Genomic DNA, 14594 nt, shown 5'->3' with positions numbered 1-14594 from the left:
CGAGGCCGGCCGGAAAGGCCGTCACCAGCTCCAGGCTTACGCGGTGACGAACATGAGCAGCGGCGCGATGATCTCGCCCGGCGCAGAAATGGGAGGTTTTGGAGTGCCCAGTTTTGTAGCGGAATGGCGCGCCCGGAACGATTCGAACGTCCGACCCTCAGATTCGTAGTCTGGTCAGAACCGTTGAAATTGCTAGGGTTTGTTACCGTAACGCGAAGCTCAATCCCTCAAAACCGCGCAATTTCAGCCTTGTCGCTTGGGCGATGTTACCGGGCATCAATCGGCGCTGATTGTTAGGTGGCGGAGAGGGAGCCCTCGCAATTTGGGCCCGGGGCGATTGCGTTCGAAACCATTGCGCGGCCCCGGAGTCGTCTCCCTCGAGAGGAGGAAGGAGGCGGCGACCATGGACGACCGGAAAAAACTGAAGCACCAGATCGCACTGGCTACCCGCGTAGCGGCCTGCACCGCTGATGAGAGCACCGCGAGCAGGCTTAGACGTTTCGCAGATCAACTGAGGCAGAAGCTATTCCCATCTTCCCAGCGGCGCCAGATCACGGCGCGCGCCTATGAGCTGTGGGAGCAGGCTGGGCGCCCCGCTGGGAAGGACTTGGATTTTTGGCTTGAGGCGGAAAGGGAAATCAGCGCGCGGGGCGAGTAGACCGAGCGTTGAGTGGTGTGACAGGCGACGATCGATCTGAGTTGCACTGGCGTCCATTCTGGGCGCTGCGCTTTCGCCATCAATGACCGCGGTCTTCGCATCCTCTTGGAGGAACATGCTCAGGTTCTCAAAAACACTCGCCCTGTTGCAGGCGCGCGGTGGAAACCGACTAGGCACCGGCATGATGAAGGAAATCGAGAGCACCCGCATTAATCCAGGTGAACGCAAGCAGTCACCCACAACCCATTCCGGAACGTTCAACGGTGCCGGTGATTGGGAAGCCATGACCAGGTCCATCATTCTCATTCCCAGCATGCTCAAGCCGCTACGGCAGGTCTAATGGTCTGGCTGATCCTTACGCTCTAAGCTGTGGTCATAAGTACGCAGTTTCAGAATGCTTATTGTCCTAAAAGGAGCCTTTACCCAACTCGCGCCGAGGACGATACATGCGAGGCGAGCAGAGGAGGGCGCTCTGAGCAGGCTAGTGGGGCGGCCGGGTCAGGCCCGCGCCAGCTGAAGTCCGGTCTAACCTGGGCGCCCCTATTCGACTCCCGGCTCGTGCTGTTGGGCCTCGATGACGACAGCCAACAGCCCGAGCACGCCAACTGCGATCAGCACCGCGACAGAAACCCGCTGGGAGCTTTGCCCATGCGTTCAAACACCCCCACCCCGCGGTCAGACGACCTCCCTGGCGAAATAAGGCGTCGGCGGCCGGTTTCTGGCGATCTGTCGGGCAAGCTCACAGAGACGTCTAGCGAGATCCGCAAGTTTCGCATCAAGGAGCTGCGCGCGGCCGCTGATCGGCTTGTTCGCCGTGCGGAGGCGCTCCGGGTGGAGGCAAAGCGATTACTCAAAATAGCCCGGCGCGAGGAAGCGAAGCTGGCGCGCGCCCCCCCCCCGGAGAAATCCCCGAAGCGCGGCGGCGCGCCGGCCTAAGGCTTTGCTGACTAGCGGATAATTTGTCCGCGCCCCGATTGTTTCAATAAAACATCCCGTACCGAAATGGAATTCCGTAAAATGCCGGCTCAGCAAAGCTCGAGATTGCAGTTAGAGGGCGAACGTGGCACGGCTCGCTTTCCAGCCCCCAATGCTCCCGGCTGCCGATCCAATTGCGGATTAGAGCGCCTGGAGTGCCCCTGATTGGCAGATCCCCCAGTGCCTAGATTTCCTTGCTGCTTTTTTGGCTGCGCGGAGGTGGCATCACGTTCAGCTTTCTAGCTCCAGAGAGCTGACTTTCACCTCACCCAAAGGTTAGAAGGACGTCTTGTCGTTCTTTGAGCGTATATCGCGCGCAATGCTTTCCACCTGGGTATCCTTCGCAAGCTCTGTGGCCTCGAGATCCTGTGGTAATTCCACGCCGAACTTCGCAGCGATGGCATCCAACTTATGGAGAATGCTGGTCGCCTCTTTCTCCGCCAGGAGGTTGATCTGAAGATCGAGGTGATTACGCTGCTCGGAGCGTTGATCCATGGCGTTCTGGCGGATCAGAACGAAGGACGTCAAAAGCACGGCTTCGAGCGCGAGGACCGCCGACAGGAAATTGAACGGGTAAGCATCGAAGCGAGCGGACCCGTAGGTATTCCAAACGACCCATCCGACGACGAGAAGGAGCTGAAGGATCACGAAATCAATGGTCCCGACGAACCATCCGACCATGTGAGAAGCCCTATGAAACCTCGATAGTTTTCGTTCCTCTTCCTTTTCCAGCTCGACAACGCAGTCAATATTCCTCGAAACCGCGCTGTGTCGGATACCGCGGTCATGATCGGCTTCACCGTTCATTCGGTGACGAGGTCCGCGGCGCGACGCGCTTTCTTCCTGGCACTCTCTACGGTCTGCTCTCCGGCTTTTTCGGCCTTGGCCCGGACCTCGCATTTCGAGCGTATTTCGTCGAGCTCATCGTCGGTCAGGTGCTCGATCCCGACGAACGAGTTGTGCACGGCACTCACCCTGACGAGCTCGTCCAGCTTCACCTGGATCGCCGCGCTATCGCGATTCTGGGAATTCTGGATCAGGAAGACCATCAGGAACGTCACGATCGTAGTGCCGGTATTGATCACCAATTGCCACGTGTCGGAGTAATGGAAGATCGGGCCAGTGATCGCCCAAATGATCACAACGGCGGCGGCAATCATGAAGGTCAGTGCGCGGCCGGCGGCCTGGGATGTGCGGTTGGCGATGTCGCCAAAGAGCTTTCCGGCGCGCTCGCGCGCCGAACCGCTGGAGCCTTTGTCACTGCGTTTTTCGGTCGCCGCCGACATCATCAATCCCATCTGATCTTCCGAAAACCTGCGCGAGATAACGGTAGCGGAACTCGAAGGTTCCACTTGCGAAACGACTATCCGAGAAGGTGGTGGTTGCGGGCTGTGTACACTTTGTAACTCACGAGGATGGTCGGCGGTGCCGAAAGGATTTGTGGCGGCCCGCCGAACACTGCAACATGCGGGCCGAGGGGTAGGTCAAACGATGCGCGCTTGGCTGCTGGCACTGACGCTCGTTGCGCGCCTTGCAGGGAGCGCCTTCGCGCAGGAAGACAAGAAGACCGACGATCTGAAGCCATCCGATCCCGATACCGGCGAGAGCACGGTGCAGGAATCGACCCTCGGCCTTCTGCCAAATCCTTTCGAGAAAAACGGCATCAAGTTCGCCGTGACATATATCGGCGAGGTACTCGGCAATCCCTCGGGCGGCGCGAAGCAGAGTGCGATCTACGAAGATCGCATCAATTTTGCCATGGACGTCGATCTCCAGAAGATGGTCGGGCTGAACGGATTTACGTTTCATGCCAACGTCTTCCGGATCGACGGGGGCGGCCTCTCGCGCGGGTCGTTGCTGAATTTCCTCGATGTGAGCGGCATAGAGGCACTTCCGACCACGCGTCTCTACGAAATGTGGTTCGAGAAGAAGTGGAACGACGACAAGCTCGCATTGCGCGCCGGGCAGCTTGCTGCCGATTCCGAGTTTGCGACCGCGAAATACACTGACGTGTTCACGAATGCCTCACTCGGTTGGCCCGGCATCTTCGCCTTGAATATGCCGAGCGGCGGCCCCTCACCTCCACTGGCAGCCGTCGGCGCGCGGCTCCGTGCTGATGTGACTGACAATTTGACCCTTATCGGAGCGGTCTTCGTCGGCAATCCCGCCGGCCCGGGTTCCGACGATCCGCAGCTTCGCGACCGGTACGGGCTGAATTTTCGCGTCAACGATCCTCCGCTGCTGCTCACTGAGGCTCAGTTTCTGTGGAATGCGACGAAGGGCGATCCCGGTCTCGACGGCAAGCTCAAGCTAGGCGGCTGGCGTCATCTTGGCAGTTTTGACAGCGAGCGCTTCGATACAAGTGGGCTTTCGCTCGCAGACCCCGCGACGTCGGAAACGCCGGCCAGGTTCGGGGGTGACTACGGGATCTACGGTGTCTTCGAACAGAAGATTTTCCGCGTTCGTGGCGACGACGACCGCGGCATCGGCGTGTTCGCACGTGCGTCGTACTCGCCACCGGACCGCAACCTGATCGATGTCTACGCCGACGGGGGATTTGAATTCGTCGGTCTCGCGGATACGCGGCCGCACGATAAGTTCGGCGTCGCCGTCGCCTACGCCCATGTATCGCAATGGGCAACGGCGTTGGACCACGACTTCCAGTCTCGGTACGGACCCAATTGGCCGGTGCGGACGTCTGAAGGCCTGTTGACCGCCGTCTATCAGTATGAGGTGCGCGCCGGCCTCACATTGCAACCTAACTTCCAGTACATTCGCCGCCCCGGTGGTGGTGCAACCAACCCGACCGGGACCATGCCGGGCGTGTCGTTGAAGGACGCCATCGTCCTTGGGATGCGAACGGTTGCGAAGTTTTAAAGCGGCTAGAGGTTGGGGCCAGCTAAGAGTCCACCAGCTGAGGTCGGCAGGCAGTGCGGCAAGGTTAGCTAAGGTCAATCGCGTCGGTTTGGCTCTCAACCGCAAATTTCCGGTCTATCCCTATCAACCGATCTACAACCGCACTGTGTCACCGGGATGGGCGAATAGACGCCCCTCCTATGACAAGTTTTTGGCGGGCGCGAGCAGCCTTCTTGGACGTCAGATTTCTGCTAGCTTTTTAACGCCATTGTCCAATGAGGTGCCATTATCTTGCTCAATACCAATGTGGTCTCCGAGGCGATGAAGCCCGAACCGCATCCATCGGTCCGCGACTGGCTCGACGCCCAGGCGGCCGAAACGGCACCGAAAGTCTCGCCTGACTGGACGTGCGGCGCCGCGGTCTATCCAACCTCAAGATCGTGGATGATCGGTTTCAGTCCGTCGGGCGTGACTTCGAGGCTCGCAAGCGTGATCGGTAGCTTGAAGCGCCGGCGTCCGGCACTGCCAGGATTCAGATAAAGCGCGCCCTCGACGGTAGCGATCTTCGGCACGTGGGAGTGGCCGGAAACAATTACATCGATGCCCTCAGCTGCAGGATTGACCTGCAGGGTATTGAGGTCGTGCAGAACGTAGAACAGCCGTCCGGCGAGCCGCACCGACTCGTTTTCGGCAAATTCAGTGGCCCACTCGCCCGTATCCACGTTCCCTCTGATTGCCGTGACAGGAGCAATTCTCCGCAGCGTGGGGATGATTCCGGGGTCGCCGATGTCACCGCCGTGAATGATGTGGTCGACATGGGCCGGAAAACGAAGAGCCTCTGGCCTAAGCAGGCCGTGCGTATCCGAGATGATGCCGACGGTAAAGGTCATCCAAGCCTCCGGTCGAAGCACGCTGTCGCGTATTGCGCCGCGTCTTCCTGATGCACCGGCGTCACCATCGAACCGACGCATGACCGGAGTGCGCTCGATGCTCGATCACCAAGCTGATCGCGATCCTGGATCAGATGCAGACCGTTGGGGGCGGATCCGACTCAAACGGTGAGACCTGCCCGGAGTGTCCGAGCGAAGACCGCTGACGGACCGAATAGAGATGCGAGTAAACATCTTCAAGCCGCGAGGCGCTTCAATGGTATGCTCAACTTCAGCCTAAGGCCATTTCGCCGCCAGTCGTGCTCGATCCGGCCCCCAAGCTCGCCAGTCACGCTGCGCTCGGTCAGAATACTGCCAAAACCGCGAGCATGCGGTTTTACATTGATCTCCGGACCGCCGCTCTCGTCCCAGTCAAGGCGGAAGTCATCACCGCTCGCAGCCCATGTGACGTGGATCGAACCATCCGGTCGAGAGAGAGCCCCGTACTTAACCGCATTCGTCGCAGTCTCATGCAACACCAATGCGAGCCCTGTCACGGCCTTCGCTCCGACAGGCACATCAGGTCCGCTCAGGACGATGCGGTCGGGCGAGCCATCTTCATAGGGCTGCAACACAGTGCGCACCAGCGTGTCCATCGTCGTCTGCTCGCTTTCGTGCTCCGTGCCCATGATGCCAGGACGGACGAGATCCTTAGCTCGCAACAGCGCATCCAATCGACCACGAAGAGCGTGAGCCATCTCCTTCGGGCTTCCGGCAGACCGAACACTGAGCGTAATCATCGAGTGGAAATTGGCGAAGATGTTCTTCACTCGGTGATCGGCTTCCCGAGCAAGCAACCGTTGACGCTCTTGTGCATTCTTCTGATTGGTCACGTCCACCACGACGCCGACGAAGCGATCGGGTTTGCCGTCCTCACCATACAAGCACTCGCCGCGAGCCTCGACCCAGCGGATATTTCCGTCCTTCCGCAAAAGCCGGTACTCCTGCACATACTTTTCTCCGGTGACGATGGTGCGGTTGACAGCGTCGGCGATCCGCCGAACGTCCTCTGGATGAATGCCCGCGAGGTAGTCCGACAACGGAGCGCCTTCGTCTCCCTTGGCAGGATCGACCGAGAACATTCCCGCAAATCGAGCATCGGAATAGAAGGTGTCGGACCGCACATGCCAGGCGAACGTACCCACCATACCGGAGGCGTTCAGCGCCTGGCGTAGTCGCTCCTCGGCTTTCGCTAACGCTCGCTCCGCTAAAACCTGTTGCGTCGTTTCCACGACCACGGCGAGAACGCCTTCCGGACGGCCATTCTCCCCCAGCACCGGGCTGTAATCCAGGTTCATCCAGACCTGCTCAGGAACGCCTGAGCGGTGAAGCGTCAGCTCTTGATTTCGGTAAGACAGCGTGCCCCCCCCCAAGCCCACCTTCATCACGTTGTCGTTGAAGTCGGCCACCTCAGGCCAACCTTCCCGCACCTTGGATCCAAACAGGAAGGGATGGCGACCTCCAGCAAAAATCGAGTAGGCGTCATTGTAGATCATGATGCCGTCCGGTCCCCATAGGAGCACGATGGGGACGGGTGAGCGCAGCAGTATTCCGACCGTGGTCTTCAGGTTTTCTGGCCACTCAAAGATCGGCCCCAAGCTGGTGTTCGACCAATCGAGGGAACGAATAAGGGCGCCATTTTCACCGCCACCGAACGGGAAATGTTCGTCGGGTTCCGAGGCGCTCACGTGGCGAAATCCCTTTAAGGCCGTTCCTTAGATGATTGGACCTTCTTTCAATTACTGACACATAGCCAGCCCTAACTTTGGTGCAGCGTGTTTCGCCGGCGACATCATTTTTCCCCATCTCCGCTATAAATTCGCGCTCTCCGGCGGTCCGTTGGGCATCGCGCCAGCTGCGCTTTGCCGGCGGCGCCTGCGCTGTCGCGACCGTTTCGCGAGTGGCGCCGTTCCGTGGCGCTCGATCCCACTTGGGCGCGGGTTTTCGCCGGCTTCTTGCCGGCGATCGGCATCAGCATCTCCTTCTGTCCGATAGCCGTATTGCGCCGCTTTCCCCTTCTAGGCAGCGTTGCCTTCGGCCACCTCGGGACCGCCCGATCGAGCGAAGGCGGTGGCCATCGGTTCGTCAGACCTGAAGCGAGGAGATGACAGGCCGGCGTTTGAACCGACGTTCGACCTGCACACCAGAGGCGGTGCGAGACCGCAGCGGAGCCCGCATCGCCTTCCACTCGGCGACCTGCCGCTGCAGTTCGCGCGCGAGATCCGGTTCGATGGCTTCAGGTTTGTCTTGCGACATTTCGGGGATCTGCATCGTCTTCCCTGTTTAGGCGGCAGCCCGATCGGCCGGCCGCAGACGCATCGGCTTCCCGCCGGGCGGATTGCGAGGACCACCGTCCAACGCACGAAGCGCCTCCAGGATCTCGTCGATCGTCACGGGAGCCTTCAAACCTTGGGGAGCCCGCAGCGAGGGGCAAGACGCGATGGCGGAGGCGTCCGAGGCCCATGACGCCAGGATAGCGCGCTTCTCCGAGAGACTGAGGGCGGGATGCGAGACAACGTCCCGCGGATGTTCGAATACCGTACCGGGATGCAGGACGGCGTTGAGATCGATGACCTTGTCGTCGAGTGCAGTCGTCGGCCGCATGGCTACCTCCAACCGAGACGCGTTATGGGGGATCCGCGCGGGGCGCGCCCGCGCGGCTATGATCATGCCTATGTCCGTTGTTGTCAGGCCGCCTTGGCTTCGATCTGATCGACGTTATTGGGTCCAACGCCATTGATAGCGATGCGGCGCGGCTTTTTCGCCTCGGGGATTTCGCGCTGCAGGTCAATGACGAGCAGGCCGTTCTCGAAGCTGGCGCCCTTGACCTCTACGTGATCGGCGAGGGTGAACTGGCGCTTGAAGTTGCGGGCCGAGATGCCGCGATGCAGGAAAGTCCGCTCTTCCTTGTCGCTCTTGCGGCTCTCGAGCGTCAATACGTTCTGCTCGACCGTCAGATCGACCTCGTCCGGCTTGAAACCGGCGAGCGCGACGGAAATCTGGAAGCGGTTCTCGTCGAGGCGTTCGATGTTGTAGGGGGGATAGCTTTCCTCGCCTGCGCGCTGGGCGGCTTCGGCCAGGTCGAAAAGACGGTCGAAGCCGATGGCCGACCGGAACAGGGGCGAAAAATCTGCAGTGCGCATAGCCAGATCCTCCAAGGAGCAAAATGGTTGAGCGGCACCGGACACGACCGGTGCCCGTCTCGAGTGGCGGGACCCTGACGGCGTCCCGATCGCCGGAGTGGCGACGCCGAAGAAATTTGGAAGGCCGAAAAAAGTTTCAAGGGTGTCACGCAAATTTTGTTGCCCAAGGACTCGGGACGGTTAATCCGGTCTTGCCGCCTATTCCCGCGCGCGGCGCAAGGCGTCCTTCAGCTTCTCCCTCTCGCTTTCCCATCGCCGATCCTCGGCCTCGATCCGCTTGTCGATGTCGCGCCGCTCCGCTTCCAGGCTTTCCGACGGCCCGTCGTGCTCCCGCTGCGCGGCGTCCAGGCTACGAAATCGATGTCGAGAAGGTGCTGCACGCCTGCGCCAAGCACGACGTCGTGGTCGAGATCGATGCCCACCCGTGGCGCCTCGACTTGGATTGGCGCTGGCACCAGGCCGCCCTCGACTTCGGCTGCATGCTGAGCATCAATCCGGACGCGCACTCGATCCCCGAGCTCGACCACATGCACTGGGGCGTCGAGATGGCCCGGAAGGGCGGTGTCCCTGCCGACCGGGTCCTGAACGCGATGGCCCTTCCGCAGATCACGCGCTACCTGCGTCAGAAGCGGCGCTCGCGCCCGGGCGGCCTGATGCCGCAGGCGCTCTCCCTGGAGGGCACCGTGGTCGCGGTCGCCGCCGATCGCGGTCACCACTTCAGCAAACCGCCGCAGGACCGGATCGTGCTGGTGGAAGGCCATGGTGTCGAAGGCGACGCCCACGCCGGCCCGTTTGTCCGGCACCGCTATCTCGCCCGCCGCCAGCCCCGCCTAGCCAATCTCCGGCAGGTTCACCTGATCCCGTCCGAACTCTTCGCCTCCCTCTCGGATGCGGGCTTCAAGGTCGGAGCGGGAGACCTGGACGAGAACATCACCACTGCCGGCCTGGACCTCGAGCGGATGCCGCTCGGGACGCTCATCGAGCTTGGACCCGCTGCGATCGTGGAGCTGACCGGCCTCCGGACGCCGTGTGTCCTCATCGACCGCTTCCGGACCGGTCTGAGGCGGCATGTGCTCTCGTCGGCAAAACCGGGCCCTCGGTTCAAATGCGGGGTGCTGGGCGTGGTAAGGGTCGGGGGAAGGGTCGCGGCTGGCGATAGCGCGCGAATTCGGCTTCTTTCTGTCTTTCGTGATCTACCGGCCCTCTAGGGTGGACGCCCTTGTCCATACATCCAAGAAGTGCGCCGGTTCGGGAACGGCTCGGAGATCCGCAAGTTCCCGATAGAGAGCTGGGACGCGGGACGTGCAGAAAGCGGACCATCGGAGAGCAAATGTCCTCCTCCAGTGGCAGCAACAGGCAAGATATTCAGCGGCGAAAGGCCCGCTCGTTGTTGCTGGTCCTGGCCGTTGGATTCGCGGTCTTTCTGGCCGCTGGCGGAGCTCTCTATTACGTCCTGCAGCCCACGACGCTTCGGGTCGCCGTGGGACCGACCGGCAGCGAAGACCACGCGGTGGTAGAGGCCATGGCCGAGGCGTTCGCCGACGAAAGCCGTACCGTGATGCTGTCCCCGGTAACGACCGCTGGCGCGGCCGAATCGCTCGCCCTGCTCGGCAATGGCAAGGCCGAGCTCGCGGTCGGCCGCGCTGATCTGAGCATGCCTTCGGACGCACAGACGCTCGCCGTGCTGCGCAAGAACTACGTCGTCCTGTGGTCATTTTCCGGACCAGGCGGCAAGGTCGCGAAAAAGAAGAACGCTACAAAGATCGCTGAAATAGCTGACCTCGCCGGACGCAAGGTCGGCGTCATAGGCAGGACCGCAGCAAACGCGTCGGTCCTGCGGGTTATCCTCGATGGGTCCGGCGTGGAGCCGGACAAGGTCGGCGTGGCGCAGTTCAGCACGGACGAGATCGAAAAACTCGCGCAAGATCGCACGATCGAAGCGTACCTGGCCGTGGGGCCGCTCGACAGCAAGATCACAGCCGACGCGATCGCGGCGACAGCCCGCACGCGCGGCACGCCGAAGTTCCTCCCGATCGACGCATCTGAGGCCATCGCGTTGAAGCACTCGCGCTATGAGGCCGAGGAGATTCCGCCCAGCGTCTTCAACGCGAAACCGGCATGGCCCGAGGAAAAGGTCGATACGATCGCTGTCAGCCACTTGATTCTGGCCAGAAAAGGGCTTTCCGAAGCCAAGGCGGCGGCCTTCTATCGGCAGCTTTTCGCGGTCCGGGATACCATCACCCAGCATGCCGCCGGCGCCGCCCATATCACCAAGCCGGAGACCGAGAAGGAGGCCGAGCCGTCCGTGCACCGCGGCGCCGCCGCCGTCATCAACGGCACGGAACGGACATTCCTGGACAAGTACAGCGACTACATTTGGTTCGCCTTGTTGCTGCTGTCCGGCATTGGTTCGGCCGCTGCATGGCTGCGTCGTTATCTCAACCGGGACGAACGGGACGAAAACACCGTCCATCGCAACCGGATCCTTGCCGCGGCTTCCGAGATTCGCGCCGTCCAATCCGATAGCGAGTTCGCGGCGACTCAACGCGAGGTCGATGCCATCATCAAGGAAGCCCTCACTTGTTTCGACGAGGGGGCCATCGAACAAGAGGACCTGGCTGCCTTTGCCCTGGCCCTCGAACTTTTCGATCATGCTGTGGCGGAGAGGCGCGCGGAATTGCAGGCTGGCCTGATGGACCCGGCGCGGGCGCCTACCGGTGCACCCACCCTGGCCTCTCGCCGATGACAGGCCGCCGACGGCACGTCGCGCGACAGATCCCGGTGCTGAAACGAAATCGTTATGGCTTCGACATTTTGCGCCTATACCTGATGCGTCGCAATTGTGCTCCTCCATCTTTGCGCCGCGCGCCGATGCCTATGTCCAGCGTTTCCCGCTCGATGAGCCCGCCCTCCCACAGCCGGTCGAGTGTCTTCGCAACTTCCAGCATTTCTCCGCCCGAAATGCGCTGAATCTCGGCGGCCTCTGCCGAACGAGGAGCGGGCCTCGGCGCCATTGATATAGGCGACGGCTAGACAGCCCGCCGTCAAGTTGGCAACTAATCGCATCATCGTCATCGCCTCAAATGCTGAGTGAGTCTCGCTATTCGCCGCTCGTCAGAGGAGCGCCCTGTGGCTCCAGCAGCTTGAAAGCGGTGAGCAGTGCCTGGATTTCGGCGCGCTCGTTCGGGGGGGATCGGCTTCGAGCCGCGCCAGCAATTGCTCTTTTTGTACTATCAGCTTCGCAAGAGCGGACATCTTTTCACCGTAGATTACCAGCGAAAGGGCCGCTCGGAGAGCGGCCCTTGTCTTACTCACCAGCTCCGGGTACCGAAGCTGAACCCGATGCTCGGCCCGCCGCCGTAGTAGCCGTAGCCGCGGTCGTAGTAACCAGGTCCGCCGTAGTAGCCGTAGCTGCGGCGCGCGACGTAGGCGTCGTCGTCGCCGTAGTAGCGCTGAACGTAGCGCGGACCGCGGGTCCGGAAACAACGCCCGTACTCGTTGCAGACGAGCCGGACCTGCTTCGTTCCAGAGGAAAGCCCGGTCGGGCCTGGGGCGGTCGGATTGAGCGGAGCGGCGATCGCAGCCGATCCCAGAAGGGAGGCGGCGAACAGTCCCAGTACGATAGTCTTCATGGATGTTCTCCTTTCCGTGGCGAGATCAGTCGATCTCTTCGATGATGCGACGCTCATGAGGTTCGACGATATAGGTGCGGCTGTCCCGGTTGATGTATCGGTACTCGCGCAAGGTCGGAGCATCCCGATAGACTTCTTCCGAAAACGCTTCGATCTCCACGCCTTCGGGCACACGCTCGCCGGTCCGGATCTCGGTGCGGACGGTGCTGCCGGTCGTGCGGCGCTCGCGCTCGACTTGGCGCGCCTTGGCCTGCTTGCGGATCACCTCACGGTCGCGATCGCTGAAGGTGACCTTGCGCTGCTCGGTGCGTGCCGGGGCGGCAGCCGTGGAGCGACCCGAATACGGCATGACCGCCACGATCTTGGAGCTGGACGGTTCTACGATGACGATCTCGTCCTTCACCAGGACGAAGTCGTAGCCCCGATACTGCGGCACAATCTCGACCACCTCCGTCGGCAGCGACTGCAGACGGACGTCGCGCGGCACGACGGTGCCGACCGAGAGCGAGAAGTTCACGTTGGCGAGGGGCTGCACGTTCAGGCGCGAGATCGACGCGCTGATGCGGGTCCGCTGTTGATCGTTGACGTTCACCGACGCGTTCACGTTGGTGTTCGAAGAGCGATCCGCCGTGTTCTGCCGGTCGTTTGGCTGCTGCGCCGTGTTGGTTGAACCGCTGCCCGTCGGCGACTGCGCCTGGTTGGTGCCCGAGGCGGGCGGATTGGTGCTCTGCGACTGGGTGTTCGTGTTCGACGGAGGGTTGGTCTGCGCCTGGTTCGAAGGCGTCGCGGGCTGGTTGGTCTGGGCCTGGCGCGAGGTCGGCGCCTCCGTGGCGTTGGTGCCGGTGCTGGAATTCGTCGAAGGATTCGTGGTCTGCCCGGACGAGCTGGACGACGGGGTCGTGGACGATGATGACGGCGTCGTCGTGGATGTGGAGTCCTGCCGCTGCGTCGTTGGCGGATTCGAGCTCGAAGTGCTGGGCGACGACTGCGCGAAAGCCGACGTTGCGATCGCGACTGCGGCGGTCGTGGCTAAGAATAAACGTTTGTTCATCTGAAAACCTCCCAATTTGGTCGCCCGATAACACGCGGTGGCATGGCGAGTTCCAAATCGGGATAATTCGGTAATTGGTCTCTGCTCCCATCTCGAGTTTCACTGCGAATATGGCCACGCTGCGACCGCGCCGATAGCACGCCGTCCATCATCTTTCGGGAATAAGTGGAACTTCTAACTGGGCGTGTTGTTGGCAGTGACTACTTAACGCCATTGGAGGAGGACATCATGAAGAAGCTGATCGTATGCGGCGCTCTTGCCGCTTTCGCCCTCGGCACACAGGCAGCCAGCGCCGCAGAGTTCTACATCGTCCGCGACGCGACCACCAAGAAGTGCACCGTCGTCGACACCAAGCCGACGACCACGACCACCACCGTCGTGGGAGACGGTGTGTACAAGACCAAGACCGAAGCCGAGTCCGCCGTGAAGACCACGAAGGTCTGCACTGAACAGTAATAAACACCAGGCGTCGTTGCCCCGATGTAATCGTTCGGAACAGGTTTGGAGGAGCGCACGCCCGTATTGATCGTGTGGCGTTTCCTGGTTGACATGCACTGAGCGAATTGACGCTAAAGCGGCCCGTCCGGCGAACCCGGGCGGGCCGTTTTCTTTGGATTTCCGTGGTTGCGGATGCGCAAAAAAGGGGCCCGTGGGGCCCCTGTTCCGCGAGCGTTTGCTTGCCTAATTGTAGTCTGAGTATTTGAACTGCGGCAGCGCCTTCAACTGCTCCTTGTTGCCATTCATGACAGCGTGGTCAGGCACCCAATCGTTCGTGTTGCGATGGGTGGTGTTCGTGGAAGCGGCGCCGGTGGTCGTGTCACGCGCAGTCGAGTTGCCGCTGGAGGTGGTCCGGACCGGCTCCTCGACGAACTTCAACTTGTCCATGGAGACCGCAATATCGTGCTCGCCCATTCCCAGGAAGCCGCCGACGCCGATCACCACGGCTTCGATCTTGCCGCTCTTGTCGACCAGCAGTTCGTTGATGTCGCCTAGCTTCTCGTTGGCCTCGTTGTAGACGTTCAGACCCATCAGCTTCGAGGCGCGCCAGCTTCCCTTGAGAGCCATCTGCGCATGAGCCGGCTGGCCCGTGGTCGCGGTAGCGGCGCGATCGGCCGGCTGCGTGGATTGCGCGAACGCAGCGCCGCCGATCACGGCATCGCCAAGCAGGGCGACGGCAAGAACGCTTTTCATCTTCTATCTCCTCCAGCGACGTCGGCGTCCGGTCGGATGCCGCGCTCCACAACGCGAGGAGGTTCCGCTTGTTCCCGATGCAGCGCTCGACTCTGGGAGTTCAGTGAAGGATTCGCGACGAGCGAATTCAGAAGACGTCTTTGGAGCCTGCGGAGCCCG

The 14594-nt window shown here is 61.4% G+C and carries 18 protein-coding genes and 2 pseudogenes; 9 read left to right on the top strand and 11 right to left on the bottom strand.

What is annotated here, in order from left to right; all coding sequences use genetic code 11:
* Positions 1-403 precede the first annotated feature (403 nt).
* Positions 404-658: a DUF2934 domain-containing protein gene (locus AB7535_RS40990; RefSeq protein WP_439037734.1), complete on the top strand. Its 255-nt coding sequence runs from the start codon at positions 404-406 to the stop codon at positions 656-658.
* 115 nt (positions 659-773) lie between these two features.
* Positions 774-998, top strand: coding sequence for a hypothetical protein (locus tag AB7535_RS40985; RefSeq protein WP_259258560.1), 225 nt, complete (start codon positions 774-776; stop codon positions 996-998).
* Positions 999-1909: 911 nt separating this feature from the next.
* Here the strand turns inward: AB7535_RS40985 and AB7535_RS40980 are convergent.
* The 3 genes from AB7535_RS40980 to AB7535_RS40970 form a co-directional block, all read right to left on the bottom strand.
* The gene (locus AB7535_RS40980) at positions 1910-2440 is read right to left on the bottom strand and encodes a DUF1003 domain-containing protein (RefSeq protein ID WP_439037733.1); all 531 of its coding nucleotides are present in this window, start codon (positions 2438-2440) and stop codon (positions 1910-1912) included.
* Positions 2437-2919 (bottom strand): low affinity iron permease family protein, encoded by a 483-nt coding sequence (locus tag AB7535_RS40975; RefSeq protein WP_085971541.1) that lies wholly within the window; start codon positions 2917-2919, stop codon positions 2437-2439. The genes AB7535_RS40980 and AB7535_RS40975 overlap by 4 nt, the downstream gene beginning before the upstream one ends.
* Positions 2920-3040: 121 nt before the next feature.
* Positions 3041-3442 carry a hypothetical protein gene (locus tag AB7535_RS40970; RefSeq protein WP_439037732.1) on the bottom strand — a complete coding sequence of 134 codons (402 nt, stop codon included), beginning with the start codon at positions 3440-3442 and terminating at the stop codon, positions 3041-3043.
* Between AB7535_RS40970 and AB7535_RS40965 the strand changes: the two genes are divergently transcribed.
* Together AB7535_RS40965 and AB7535_RS40960 are read left to right on the top strand one after the other, a co-directional pair.
* Positions 3392-4510, top strand: a complete 1119-nt coding sequence (locus AB7535_RS40965) for a carbohydrate porin (protein WP_439037731.1) — start codon at positions 3392-3394, stop codon at positions 4508-4510. The two genes, AB7535_RS40970 and AB7535_RS40965, sit on opposite strands and share 51 nt — an antisense overlap.
* Before the next feature lie 264 nt (positions 4511-4774).
* A pseudogene (locus AB7535_RS40960) lies at positions 4775-4870 on the top strand (VapC toxin family PIN domain ribonuclease); the annotation flags it as partial.
* A gap of 41 nt (positions 4871-4911) precedes the next feature.
* Here AB7535_RS40960 and AB7535_RS40955 read toward each other — a convergent pair.
* The 5 genes from AB7535_RS40955 to AB7535_RS40935 all read right to left on the bottom strand — a co-directional run bounded on the left by AB7535_RS40955 (position 4912) and on the right by AB7535_RS40935 (position 8561).
* Positions 4912-5379: a metallophosphoesterase family protein gene (locus AB7535_RS40955; RefSeq protein ID WP_439037730.1), complete on the bottom strand. Its 468-nt coding sequence runs from the start codon at positions 5377-5379 to the stop codon at positions 4912-4914.
* Between the two features lie 236 nt (positions 5380-5615).
* On the bottom strand, positions 5616-7106 hold the full coding sequence (locus tag AB7535_RS40950) for a PAS domain-containing protein (protein ID WP_439037729.1): 1491 nt from the start codon (positions 7104-7106) through the stop codon (positions 5616-5618).
* Positions 7107-7503: 397 nt separating this feature from the next.
* On the bottom strand, positions 7504-7689 hold the full coding sequence (locus AB7535_RS40945; protein WP_167768326.1) for a hypothetical protein: 186 nt from the start codon (positions 7687-7689) through the stop codon (positions 7504-7506).
* Between the two features lie 12 nt (positions 7690-7701).
* Positions 7702-8022 carry a hypothetical protein gene (locus AB7535_RS40940; RefSeq protein ID WP_354134725.1) on the bottom strand — a complete coding sequence of 107 codons (321 nt, stop codon included), beginning with the start codon at positions 8020-8022 and terminating at the stop codon, positions 7702-7704.
* An 83-nt stretch (positions 8023-8105) separates the two neighbouring features.
* Positions 8106-8561, bottom strand: a complete 456-nt coding sequence (locus tag AB7535_RS40935) for an Hsp20 family protein (RefSeq protein WP_354134748.1) — start codon at positions 8559-8561, stop codon at positions 8106-8108.
* A gap of 338 nt (positions 8562-8899) precedes the next feature.
* Here AB7535_RS40935 and AB7535_RS40930 point away from each other — a divergent pair.
* The 3 genes and pseudogenes from AB7535_RS40930 to AB7535_RS40920 all read left to right on the top strand — a co-directional run.
* A pseudogene (locus AB7535_RS40930) lies at positions 8900-9199 on the top strand (DNA polymerase/3'-5' exonuclease PolX); the annotation flags it as partial.
* A gap of 15 nt (positions 9200-9214) precedes the next feature.
* Entirely contained in the window at positions 9215-9769 is a 555-nt protein-coding gene (locus AB7535_RS40925; protein WP_439037758.1) for an MOSC domain-containing protein, read from the top strand.
* A gap of 122 nt (positions 9770-9891) precedes the next feature.
* Positions 9892-11307 carry a TAXI family TRAP transporter solute-binding subunit gene (locus AB7535_RS40920; protein WP_354134727.1) on the top strand — a complete coding sequence of 472 codons (1416 nt, stop codon included), beginning with the start codon at positions 9892-9894 and terminating at the stop codon, positions 11305-11307.
* 565 nt (positions 11308-11872) lie between these two features.
* Here the strand turns inward: AB7535_RS40920 and AB7535_RS40915 are convergent.
* Both AB7535_RS40915 and AB7535_RS40910 read right to left on the bottom strand, forming a co-directional pair.
* Entirely contained in the window at positions 11873-12193 is a 321-nt protein-coding gene (locus AB7535_RS40915) for a hypothetical protein (RefSeq protein WP_439037728.1), read from the bottom strand.
* Between the two features lie 25 nt (positions 12194-12218).
* Entirely contained in the window at positions 12219-12785 is a 567-nt protein-coding gene (locus tag AB7535_RS40910) for a DUF1236 domain-containing protein (protein WP_354134728.1), read from the bottom strand.
* Here AB7535_RS40910 and AB7535_RS40905 point away from each other — a divergent pair.
* Both AB7535_RS40905 and AB7535_RS40900 read left to right on the top strand, forming a co-directional pair.
* Entirely contained in the window at positions 12775-13248 is a 474-nt protein-coding gene (locus tag AB7535_RS40905; RefSeq protein ID WP_439034355.1) for a hypothetical protein, read from the top strand. The two genes, AB7535_RS40910 and AB7535_RS40905, sit on opposite strands and share 11 nt — an antisense overlap.
* 224 nt (positions 13249-13472) lie before the next feature.
* Positions 13473-13700, top strand: a complete 228-nt coding sequence (locus AB7535_RS40900; RefSeq protein WP_038383553.1) for a hypothetical protein — start codon at positions 13473-13475, stop codon at positions 13698-13700.
* Between the two features lie 225 nt (positions 13701-13925).
* Here the strand turns inward: AB7535_RS40900 and AB7535_RS40895 are convergent, their stop codons facing one another.
* A complete protein-coding gene (locus AB7535_RS40895) occupies positions 13926-14435 on the bottom strand; it encodes a PRC-barrel domain-containing protein (RefSeq protein ID WP_439037727.1) in 510 nt (169 codons plus the stop codon).
* Between the last annotated feature and the right edge of the window lie 159 nt (positions 14436-14594).

The organism is Bradyrhizobium sp. 956_D2_N1_4, assembly GCF_052076025.1.
Classification (GTDB): Bacteria; Pseudomonadota; Alphaproteobacteria; order Rhizobiales; family Xanthobacteraceae; genus Bradyrhizobium; species Bradyrhizobium barranii.
This window is presented reverse-complemented; position numbering and strand designations above follow the sequence as displayed.

Coding starts and splice junctions, on each gene's coding strand:
- AB7535_RS40990 (WP_439037734.1), top strand. CDS start 404: ATGGACGACCGGAAAAAACTGAAGCACCAGATCGCACTGGCTACCCGC.
- AB7535_RS40985 (WP_259258560.1), top strand. CDS start 774: ATGCTCAGGTTCTCAAAAACACTCGCCCTGTTGCAGGCGCGCGGTGGA.
- AB7535_RS40980 (WP_439037733.1), bottom strand. CDS start 2,440: ATGAACGGTGAAGCCGATCATGACCGCGGTATCCGACACAGCGCGGTT.
- AB7535_RS40975 (WP_085971541.1), bottom strand. CDS start 2,919: ATGTCGGCGGCGACCGAAAAACGCAGTGACAAAGGCTCCAGCGGTTCG.
- AB7535_RS40965 (WP_439037731.1), top strand. CDS start 3,392: ATGGACGTCGATCTCCAGAAGATGGTCGGGCTGAACGGATTTACGTTT.
- AB7535_RS40970 (WP_439037732.1), bottom strand. CDS start 3,442: ATGAAACGTAAATCCGTTCAGCCCGACCATCTTCTGGAGATCGACGTC.
- AB7535_RS40955 (WP_439037730.1), bottom strand. CDS start 5,379: ATGACCTTTACCGTCGGCATCATCTCGGATACGCACGGCCTGCTTAGG.
- AB7535_RS40945 (WP_167768326.1), bottom strand. CDS start 7,689: ATGCAGATCCCCGAAATGTCGCAAGACAAACCTGAAGCCATCGAACCG.
- AB7535_RS40940 (WP_354134725.1), bottom strand. CDS start 8,022: ATGCGGCCGACGACTGCACTCGACGACAAGGTCATCGATCTCAACGCC.
- AB7535_RS40935 (WP_354134748.1), bottom strand. CDS start 8,561: ATGCGCACTGCAGATTTTTCGCCCCTGTTCCGGTCGGCCATCGGCTTC.
- AB7535_RS40925 (WP_439037758.1), top strand. CDS start 9,215: ATGCCGCAGGCGCTCTCCCTGGAGGGCACCGTGGTCGCGGTCGCCGCC.
- AB7535_RS40920 (WP_354134727.1), top strand. CDS start 9,892: ATGTCCTCCTCCAGTGGCAGCAACAGGCAAGATATTCAGCGGCGAAAG.
- AB7535_RS40915 (WP_439037728.1), bottom strand. CDS start 12,193: ATGAAGACTATCGTACTGGGACTGTTCGCCGCCTCCCTTCTGGGATCG.
- AB7535_RS40900 (WP_038383553.1), top strand. CDS start 13,473: ATGAAGAAGCTGATCGTATGCGGCGCTCTTGCCGCTTTCGCCCTCGGC.
- AB7535_RS40895 (WP_439037727.1), bottom strand. CDS start 14,435: ATGAAAAGCGTTCTTGCCGTCGCCCTGCTTGGCGATGCCGTGATCGGC.